Genomic DNA, 10,539 nt, shown 5'->3' with positions numbered 1-10,539 from the left:
GCTGACAAGGCAGAGGCGGGTTCGTTGGTTCTAAACCAAATCATCATGCTTGGGGCGGACCTCCAGCAACAGCATTTGTAGGAAGCGTGAATAGTGATATTGAAAATGGTACGATTAAAGCAGATGCACCTGCTGCATAATTGTATAATTTAAAAGGCGATGTGAATCAAAACACGAATGTTTATAGTCAATTTTCTGAGGTTGTAAAAGACATGGATGCTAAATTAAAAGCAATCGTGAATCAAAATAAAACCCGTTAAAAGCAATATCTTAGAGGTTAAAAAATAAAAATTAAAAAAATAATATGAAGACATTTTTAGTCACAGCATTACTATTCATTTCAAGTATGGTTTCTCATGCAGAATCAATAGGAGTTAATAATAATATTATTGCTCCTGATACTACTACTGTATTTAAAACTATAGATGATACTAAGTTGTCTCTTCATATTTTTAATCCAAAAGGGCATCAAATTACAGATCAAGTTCCTGTTATTGTCTTTTTCTTTGGTGGTGGATGGGCCGGCGGCACACCGAAACAATTTTATGAACAATCGCGTTATTTTGCAGAACAAGGTGTTGTTGCGATTTCAGCAGAATATAGAGTCAATAAAGTGCACGGAAGCACACCTTTTGATGCGGTTACCGACGCGAAATCGGCTATACGTTGGGTGCGAGAACATGCTTCAGAATTAGGTGTTAATCCTAATGAAATTATAGCCTCAGGAGGCTCGGCAGGTGGTCATGTGGCGGCATGTACAGCTATTATTGAAGGCTATGAAGATGCTAATGAAGATTTATCTGTCAGTTCTAAACCTAATGCGATGATTTTGTATAATCCCGTGTTAGACACTACAGAAAAAGGCTATGGATTAGATAAAGTTGGGGAAGCGCATAAAACAGATATTTCTCCCATTCATCATATTAAAAAGGGGCTAGTGCCTACTTTAGTGTTTCATGGTATGGCAGACCACACGGTGCCTTTTGAAAATGCAGAACGGTTTAATCGGGTAATGAACGAAGCAGGAAATAGATGCAGATTAGAATCTTATAAAGGTAAAGATCATGGTTTTTTTAATGGATTTTACTTTAGGGGGAATAAAGCAGACAAAACCGTGTATGCAGATTTGATGGAGAAGAGTTATGCGTTTTTGAAGGCCCAATTCATCAATACAGATGTGAAGCCTTCAAATATTTTTAGTGATCATATGGTGCTTCAGCGTGGTATGCAAGTGCAGGTTTGGGGAACCGCTAAAGCAGGTCAAGATGTTTCTGTGTCTTTTGCAGGGCAATCTAAATCGACCACTGCAGATGTTTACGGAGCCTGGAGGATTGAATTAGATACGTTACAAGCTTCAAAAATAAGTCAAGATTTAATTTTAAAAGGAGATAATAACGTTGTTGTCTCTGATGTGTTAGTAGGTGAAGTTTGGATTTGCTCTGGGCAATCTAATATGGCTATGCGAGTAAAGGCTGTTCCGGATATTGAAGCTTTAGTTCCTAAAGCCAAACACATACGTAGTTTCGAAGTCAATCGAACGGTTTCTTTAAAAGAAGAAGCAGAGGTAAACGGCACGTGGTCAGCTCAAACGCCTAATAGTGCTGTTGCCTTTGCATTTGCCTATTATTTAGAAGCAGTTGGAGATGTGCCTGTAGGTATACTTCATGCATCTTGGGGAAGTTCGTCCATAGAGGCTTGGATGCCTCGAGATATGACGCAAGATTTTGAGTATTACAAGACTATAATGAAAGATTTTGATGCCGATACGTTAACTCAAAATCGACTTAAAAGCATCATAGCAAAAGGTAAAAGCCGGACGAATAAAGAGGATGTTTATTTACGTAGACAACCCAATATTTTATACAATGGTATGATGAAACCTTTAGCACCATTTGCAGTAAGAGGTTTAGTGTGGTATCAAGGCGAACGTAATACGCGATATATTTCAGGAGTGCCAGAAGTCACAGAAGCCAATTGGTTTCATAAGGTATCTGGTATGAAAGAATATGGTGAAGTCTTTAGTGGTTGGGTTAAGCAATATCGCAAAGTATGGCATAAAGACGATATGCGTTTTATGGTAGTCATGTTGCCAGGTTATGGAAAAGGGACTGAGAAAACACCAGACATCGATCCGAATGATCCTGCTGCAGAATCTTGGGCTTGGATGCGAGAGTCTCAGTTGCAAGTTTTAAATCTTCCAAAGACCAGTATGATCAATACGATTGATCTAGGTGATGTAAAAGATATTCATCCCAAAGATAAATTACCAATAGGAAAACGTTTGGCTTTGGTAGCTGCAAAGGAAACACTTGGTAAAGATGTCACCGCACAAGGACCAAAAATGAAAACGGTAGAGATTAAAAACCGAAAGTTGATTGTGACTTATAAAAATGCGGAAGGATTAAAAACATTAGATGGTGAGTCGCCAACAGGATTTTGGCTTGCAGATGATACGATGCAATGGAAACCTGCTCAAGCGAAAATTAAAGGAGAAACCATTGTGTTAAGTGCAAAAGCAGTAAAAAAACCTTTATTTATTCGCTATGCGTTTTCAGGAAAACCTGATGTAAATTTAGTGAATGGAGCAGATTTACCTGCGTATCCATTTCGAACAGACCATGAAGATTAAAAACAAACTATTCAAACCTATGAAACTAAATCTAATAACTATAATTATCAGGCGCACCACATTTTTTTGCGCTATTGTATTAACCGTATCATGTAATTCTAAAAAGAAATCTAAAATGGAAAAAGATCAGCATTTAAACGACTCAATTTCAAATGTTCAAAAGCAAGAATCTTCTAAAACTTACGCCGACGATGTGAGTTTTATGTCTGATTATATCGATGTTATTCAACTAACCGATGCCTCTAATCAGTCCAAAGTAGCACTGTCCGCAGCGCTTCAAGGACGTGTTATGACGAGTAGTGCGTTTGGAGCTAAGGGTAGAAGTTATGGATGGATTAATCGCGAGTTATTTGCATCGCGTGATACGTTAGATCATATTAATGTGTTTGGAGGTGAAGAGCGTTTTTGGTTAGGACCAGAAGGCGGACAATATTCAATTTTCTTCAAAAAAGGAACCGAGTTTACTTTAGATGATTGGTATGCGCCAAGGCTTATCGATTTAGAATCTTTTGATGTGAAAAGTGTATCTTCAAACAAAGCCGTTTTTACTAAAGAAGCATCTTTGGTTAATTATTCAGGTTTCAAATTTGATATGGGTATCGAGCGTGAAATTTCTATTTTATCTAAAACAGAACTTCAAAAAGCATTAGGATTAGCGTCACTTGCAGATGATATAAAAACGGTGGCGTATCAAACCAAAAATACCATGACCAATCTTGGGAACACCGATTGGGAAAAAGAAACCGGTTTATTATCTATGTGGATGCTAGGGATGTTTAATCATTCGCCACATACCACTATTTTAATTCCGTTTATCCAAGGTAATGAATCTGAATTAGGACAAGTCGTTAACGATAATTATTTCGGAAAAGTGCCCACAGACCGCTTGGTGGTAAAAGAAGGTGTAATTTATTTTAAAGGCGATGGAGAATACCGCAGTAAAATAGGACTATCTCCTAAGCGTGCAAAAAGTATAGCAGGATCTTACGATTCTGAAAATGGGGTGTTAACCATATTAAAGTATAATAAACCCGAAGGCGTTACAGATTATGTGAACTCCATGTGGGAACTTCAAGATAAACCGTTTGAAGGTGACGTTATTAATGCATACAATGATGGCGCTCCAGAACCTGGAGCAGATCCTCTAGGACCATTTTACGAATTAGAAACATCTTCGCCAGCATTAGATTTAAAAGTTGGAGAACGTCAAACACATGTCCAATTAACCTGTCATATTGAAGGTGATGCAGAAAGTTTAAATCCAATAATAAAAGCACTATTTGGAGTTACGGTAGAGGATGTTACAAATGCGTTTCATTAAAAAAACGATTTAAAATATGAGATTTAAAAATGTGTTGTTTATTGTTATAGTTGTTTTGTTTTTAGGAGCTTGTAACTCAAAGCAAAAACAAGAAGATAATGTTAAACTACCTTATGATGGCAGTTGGGAAGCGTTGCAAAATATGCCGGTACCAGATTGGTTTAACGATGGGAAAGTAGGAATATTTATTCATTGGGGGCCTTATAGTGTTATAGGTCATAAAAAAGAAGGAAGAGGGTATGCAGAACATGTTCCTAAATTAATTTATAAAGACACCGCTTATTATTATCCATATTTAAGGTCTCGTTGGGGCGCAGCACCTCCAGAGTTTGGTTATAAAGATATTATACCAGAGTTTAAAGCAGAACATTGGAATCCAGACGAGTGGGCAGAACTTTTTGCTGAAGTAGGAGCAAAGTATGTGGTGTTAACGGCCGAGCATCATGATGGTTGGGCCAATTGGGATTCGGAATTAACTCCTTGGAATGCTAAAGATATGGGGCCGAAAAGAGATTTGGTAGGCGACTTAGGTGCAGCTGTGAAAAAGCAAGGTCTAAAATATGCACCATCTTATCATCGCGAACGACATTCCAGCTTTTTTACTACAGAACAATATGTGGTGAATGCAGAACCGCATGCCGATATTTTGGCAGAAATCAAAAACAATCCTAGTGCAGCTTCTTTATATGGACCATTCGGATTCGATACAAGCGCGGTCGATGAATATGTTGCACGATGGAAAGAAATTCAAGAGAAATATAAACCCGATTTTTTGTGGATTGATGACATTCCAATTTTTACTAGAGACGGGAACAGTACTTTAGTAGAACCCAAAGTTTTTAAACCTGAAATTCAATATTTCTATGATCAATGTAGATTGATGATTACTGATTTTATGAATAATGGCAATATAAACAATCAAGAGGTTTATTTAAATAACAAGGGCAAAAATCGAAACTGGCCAGATGGTGTGGGCTGTTTAGAGAAAGACAATTTAAAACTAAAAGTGATTGGTCCGAAATGGCAAAGTTGCACGACGTTTGGAACATCTTTCGGGTTTTTAGAACATGACACATACAAAACGCCAAAAGATATTATTTCTGAAATGGTTGAGGTTGTTTCAAGAAATGGTAATTTTTTAGTGAATATTGGGCCTAAAGCCGATGGTACTATACCGCAACCACAAGTTGATTTGCTTCATAGTATGGGAAATTGGTTAAAAACAAATGGAGAAGCCATTTACGGCACTCGCTATTGGAAGGTGAATCATCAAGACCATGGGAATATATCATTTACGACTAAAGGAATGAACCTTTATGCCATTGCATTAGAGCAACCCCAGGATGCTATTGTCATTGAGGCTACAAAAGAGTGGGGTGAGACTGAAGTAAAATCTGTAGTCTTGTTAGGATCTGAAGCTTTAATTGAATGGAATATGACTGCCAATGGTTTAGAAATAACACCGCCAAAAGATTTAGGAGAAAGTCAGTACGCTTGGACTTTTAGAATTGAAACAAAGACGGAACAACACGATCCAAAAGCGATCCAAACAGATGCAAGTAAAGCTTTGGAGGGAACGAAAAAAGTGGATTTAGACGGAAATCACTAAAAATGTACTTTATTTCTGTTTTTATTGTTAGTCTGTTTCTTTGTGTACCTATATGAAAATACTTACAATTTAGTTTGTATCAGAATTTGCATGCGTTTTAAGATGCTTCAATTTATAAAGTAAATGTCGTATATCTAAATCTTTTAATATGAGCTAAAACGTCATTATTAACTTCTGATTGTTTTAGTGTAATGTTTTAATTATTCATAATAAGTTGTGTTGTGAATATAGCGCTATTTGTAAGATTTATCCTTATTGAAATGAAATTAGATGATTTTAAAAATGCACTAAATATATATCGTCAGTAGCTATATAATATGCGTTAATATCGCGTCTCACATAAGTAGGTGTCTTCAGTGGTTTTATATTGGAATTAGGTGTAAGTGTTTCTTTTTTAGTGTATAATAAGTAGGTTGGTTTAGTTTTAAATACGTTGTAGTATTGAAAATATATTAATGTGAGAACACTGAATTATATTTTTTAATGATGAAAGTGACCTAATGATAGCAAGCTATAGTACAATTGATATTCTGACTTGTTTTTTTTTGTTATAAAAGTAAATTAACTGTAAAAAATAAATTTTCATAATTTATAAATGCAGATATTGCTGTTTTTTCTTTTTATCTATTCTATAATTATTAATTTCATTTTTTTAATTTGAGCCTGCTGTTTTTTATTTAAGCACTAATATTAACATTAGATTTCTTCAATATAAGACTTGAATTTGTGTTGTAAATAAGTGTAAAATATATTAATGTTTAAATTGTACATAAAGTAGATTGTAATAGATAAATAAAATATTAGTGTTATTTGTCATTTTTGTAACTCTACTATTCGACTTATCAAAAATTATATTTAGAATTTAATTTGCCAGTTAAATCATAATTTAAGGAGAAAGGTTGCTTTAAGCATTAAACAAATAACTAAAAAACACAAAAGTAAAAGTCATGAAAGAATTTAATCAATACATAAACGGGAGATTTATAAACTCGACCTCTACGGGAACAACAGAAGTGTTAAACCCATGTACCGAAGAGGTGTTATCGATCATTCCAAAAGGATCAGTAGAAGATGCAAACCATGCGTTAGAAGCCGCACAACATGCGCAACATGCATGGAAATCGTTAACAGCTATTACACGTGCAGGTTTTTTAAATAAAATGGCCAATGTAATTCGTGAAAATAGAGTCTTTTTAGCTGAAACTTTAGCTAAAGAACAAGCTAAAGTTATTGGTTTAGCACAAGTCGAAATCGATGTAACTGCAGATTATTTTGATTATAATGCTGGATGGGCTAGACGTATTGAAGGTGAGATTATTCAGAGTGATCGTCAGAAAGAACATATTTTTCTACATAAAGCTCCAATTGGAGTGGCTGTGGGTATTTGTCCATGGAACTTTCCATTTTTTGTAATGGCTCGTAAAGTGGCTCCATCTTTAGTTACAGGAAATACCTGTGTTATTAAGCCTAGTTGTATTGCTCCGAATACCATTATGGAATTTGCAAAATTAATTGAAAATATAGGTCTTGCAGATGGTGTTTTAAATTTTGTGCTTGGTACAGGAGGTGTGGTTGGTAACGCACTTACTAAAAGCCCAATAACAGGTATTGTAAGTTTAACAGGAAGTGTGTTTGCAGGTCAGAAAATTATGGAAGCTGCAGCTCAAAATATCACTAAAGTGTCTTTAGAATTAGGAGGTAAAGCTCCGGCAATTGTATGTGCAGATGCTAATTTAGAATTAGCTGTAAACGCAATTGTATCGTCTAAAGTGATTTATAGCGGACAAGTTTGTAATTGTGCAGAACGTGTGTATGTAGAAGATTCTATTTATGATAAATTTTTAGATATGCTCGCTCAAAAAATGTCTGATGTTAAAGTAGAAGATGCGTTTTCTGACAATAATCCAGATATGAGTGCATTGGTATCTAAAGATCAAGTTGATAAAGTTTCTGAAATGGTTGAATTTGCGAAGAAAGAAGGTGCAGAAGTTGTGGTAGGAGGAACGCGTTCCAATCAATTTAATAAAGGATATTTCTATCAGCCTACATTATTAACTAATGTTAAGCAGGATATGCAAATCATACAAGAGGAAGTGTTTGGTCCTGTATTGCCTGTTATGAAATTTGGCTCATTAGATGAGGCAATTGCGTTATCAAACGATTGTGAATATGGATTAACATCATCAATTTTCTCAGAAAATTTTAATAAAGTAATGCATGCTAGTCAAGAATTACAATTTGGTGAAACCTATGTAAACAGAGAGCATTTTGAAGCCATTCAAGGTTTTCATGCAGGTTGGAAAAAATCTGGATTAGGCGGTGCAGATGGAAAACACGGCATGGAAGAGTATTTACAAACTAAAGTTGTTTATGCTCAATATAGATCGTAACTAATAAAAAAGATGAATTAATCTCTATATTAAAAAGTCTATAGAGATCCGATTCGAATTGTATATCATTATGAAAAAAATAGAAAAAGTACCAGTAGTTTCAAAAGAAGTTTTAGTTCCATTTATTCTAATTACTTCACTGTTTTCTCTATGGGGATTTGCAAACGATATTACCAATCCTATGGTAGCAGCTTTTGGAACTGTTATGGAAATTTCTACAGCTAAAGCGGCTTTAGTCCAATTTGCTTTTTATGGTGGTTATGCGACTATGGCGATTCCTGCTGCTCTTTTTGTAAGAAAATATAGTTATAAAAAAGGAATCTTATTAGGGCTATCGCTTTATGCCTTTGGAGCCCTCTTGTTTTTTCCTGCGGCTAAGTATGAGGTATTCGGATTCTTTTTAGGGTCACTTTATATTTTAACCTTCGGATTAGCGTTTTTAGAGACAACAGCCAACCCATACATATTAGCAATGGGAGATGAGCGCACCTCGACACAGCGTTTAAACTTGGCTCAAGCATTTAATCCTATCGGATCACTTTTCGGTATGTTTGTCGCTTCAAAGTTTATTTTAACAGCTTTAGATTCTGATAAGCGAAACGAAATGGGCGAGTTAATTTTTGCCACTTTAGATGAAGCTCAAAAAGCTGTAATTAGAACTCATGATTTGGCGATTATTAGAAATCCATATGTTATTCTTGGTGCAGTAGTCATTTTTATGCTGGTTCTTATTTCGCTATCTAAAATGCCTAAGCCTGCGAGTACTGCAGCACATGGACCAGCTAAAGAATCGTTTAAAAGGTTGTTTAAAAACGGAAAATATAGAGAAGGTGTTATTGCACAATTATTCTATGTAGCGGCACAAATTATGTGTTGGACATTTATTATTCAATACGCAGATAATTTAGGAATTGCTAAAGCTACAGCACAGAATTATAATATTGTTGCCATGATTATCTTCTTATCTAGCAGATTTATTAGTACGTATTTAATGCGATTTATAGACTCTAAAAAGTTACTAACCATTTTTGCTATTGGTGCCATGATAACCACTTCGGGTGTCATTTTAATAGAAGGTATGCTCGGTTTATATTGCCTTGTAGCAACATCTGCATTTATGTCTTTAATGTTTCCAACCATTTATGGTATTGCGCTTAAGGGATTAAGTGAAGAAGATTCAACCTTAGGGGCTGCTGGTTTAGTTATGGCTATAGTAGGAGGTGCTTTAATGCCAATCTTACAAGGTACCATTATCGATAAAGGAAGCATCGGAAGTTTTGCAGCAGTTAATATATCTTTCATTTTACCATTTATATGTTTCTGTGTGATTGCTTTGTATGGTTATAGAACCATGAAAGTGTATTCTAAATAAACATAATAAGGCTAACTGTTGAACGGGACATATCTTAGTTTTTTTAGAACTTCTTCGGTATGTGTCGAGATTGAAAAAAAGTAAAAATTATACAACATGAAAGTAGGATTATTTATTCCGTGTTATATCAACCAATTGTATCCGCAAGTAGGAAAAGCAACCTTAGAGCTTTTAGAGAAATTGAATGTTGAGGTGGTGTATCCTTCTGGACAAACTTGTTGTGGGCAACCCATGGCGAATTCAGGTTATGAAAATGAGTCTGTTGGAGCCTGTCATAATTTTGTAAAGAATTTTAAGGATTTTGATTATATCGTAACACCATCAGGTAGTTGTGCGTATCATGTTAAAAAGCATTTTGATGTGATTCCGCAAACTGACGATGTGACTAATGTTCGGAATAATGTGTATGAATTGTGCGATTTCATATTGAACGTATTAAAAATTAAAAATGTTGGAGCGCGTTTTCCACACAAAGTAGGGATTCATAAAAGTTGCCATGGATTACGTGGATTACGATTAGGATCTTGTTCCGAAAAAGTCACTCCAGAATTTTCTTATATCGGGGAATTATTAGCAGAAGTCGAAGGCACGGAAATCATTAAATTAAATCGTGAAGATGAGTGTTGCGGATTTGGAGGCACCTTTGCGGTTGCCGAAGAAGCAATTTCAGTTAAAATGGGGAAAGACCGTGTGCAAGATCATTTAGATAATGGTGCGGAAGTGATTACAGCAACAGATACGTCATGCTTAATGCATTTGGAAGGTTTGGTTAATAGAAACAAGCAGCCTTTAAAAATACGTCATATCGCCGAAATTTTAAACAGTGTAAATTGAATTAAAACATGAGTCATTCACAAGCGGCAACCTTATTTAATAAAGACGAAAAGAAAGTCAATTGGCATGATAAAGCCCTTTGGTTTGTGCGTCATAAACGCGATAAGTCTGCACATTCTGTAGAAGGATGGGAGGAGTTACGTAATTTAGGACAAGGTATTAAGGCACATATGTTGTCTAATCTAGATCATTATCTAATTCAGTTTGAGGAAAATGCGTTAAAAAACGGGGTCGAAGTCCATTGGGCTAAAGATGGCGCCGAACATAATAAAATTGTGCACAGTATTTTAAAAGCGCACAATGCCAAGAAAGTAGTAAAAAGTAAATCGATGTTGACCGAAGAATGTCATTTAAACCCTTTTTTGGAGGCCGATGGGATTGAAG

Annotated in this window: 7 protein-coding genes; all 7 read left to right on the top strand. The window is 35.5% G+C overall.

Features of this window, described 5'->3' with window-relative positions; all coding sequences use genetic code 11:
* Positions 1 to 304 precede the first annotated feature (304 nt).
* Positions 305 to 2,629, top strand: a complete 2,325-nt coding sequence (locus AST99_RS18755; protein WP_198151496.1) for an alpha/beta hydrolase fold domain-containing protein — start codon at positions 305 to 307, stop codon at positions 2,627 to 2,629.
* 115 nt (positions 2,630 to 2,744) lie between these two features.
* On the top strand, positions 2,745 to 3,950 hold the full coding sequence (locus AST99_RS11215; protein WP_057781927.1) for a DUF6786 family protein: 1,206 nt from the start codon (positions 2,745 to 2,747) through the stop codon (positions 3,948 to 3,950).
* Between the two features lie 16 nt (positions 3,951 to 3,966).
* The gene (locus AST99_RS11210; protein ID WP_057781926.1) at positions 3,967 to 5,559 is read left to right on the top strand and encodes an alpha-L-fucosidase; all 1,593 of its coding nucleotides are present in this window, start codon (positions 3,967 to 3,969) and stop codon (positions 5,557 to 5,559) included.
* 947 nt (positions 5,560 to 6,506) lie between these two features.
* Positions 6,507 to 7,949, top strand: coding sequence for an aldehyde dehydrogenase (gene aldA / locus AST99_RS11205; protein ID WP_057781925.1), 1,443 nt, complete (start codon positions 6,507 to 6,509; stop codon positions 7,947 to 7,949).
* A 70-nt stretch (positions 7,950 to 8,019) separates the two neighbouring features.
* Positions 8,020 to 9,321, top strand: a complete 1,302-nt coding sequence (gene fucP / locus AST99_RS11200) for an L-fucose:H+ symporter permease (RefSeq protein WP_057781924.1) — start codon at positions 8,020 to 8,022, stop codon at positions 9,319 to 9,321.
* 96 nt (positions 9,322 to 9,417) lie between these two features.
* Positions 9,418 to 10,155, top strand: a complete 738-nt coding sequence (locus tag AST99_RS11195) for a (Fe-S)-binding protein (RefSeq protein WP_057781923.1) — start codon at positions 9,418 to 9,420, stop codon at positions 10,153 to 10,155.
* Between the two features lie 8 nt (positions 10,156 to 10,163).
* On the top strand, positions 10,164 to 10,539 hold a 376-nt coding region (locus AST99_RS11190; RefSeq protein WP_198151494.1), incomplete at its 3' end, for an LUD domain-containing protein.

The sequence above is a fragment of the Formosa algae genome, assembly GCF_001439665.1.
GTDB lineage: Bacteria > Bacteroidota > Bacteroidia > Flavobacteriales > Flavobacteriaceae > Formosa > Formosa algae.
The sequence above is the reverse complement of the archived record's forward strand: the minus strand, read 5'-3'. Positions and strand labels throughout refer to the sequence as shown.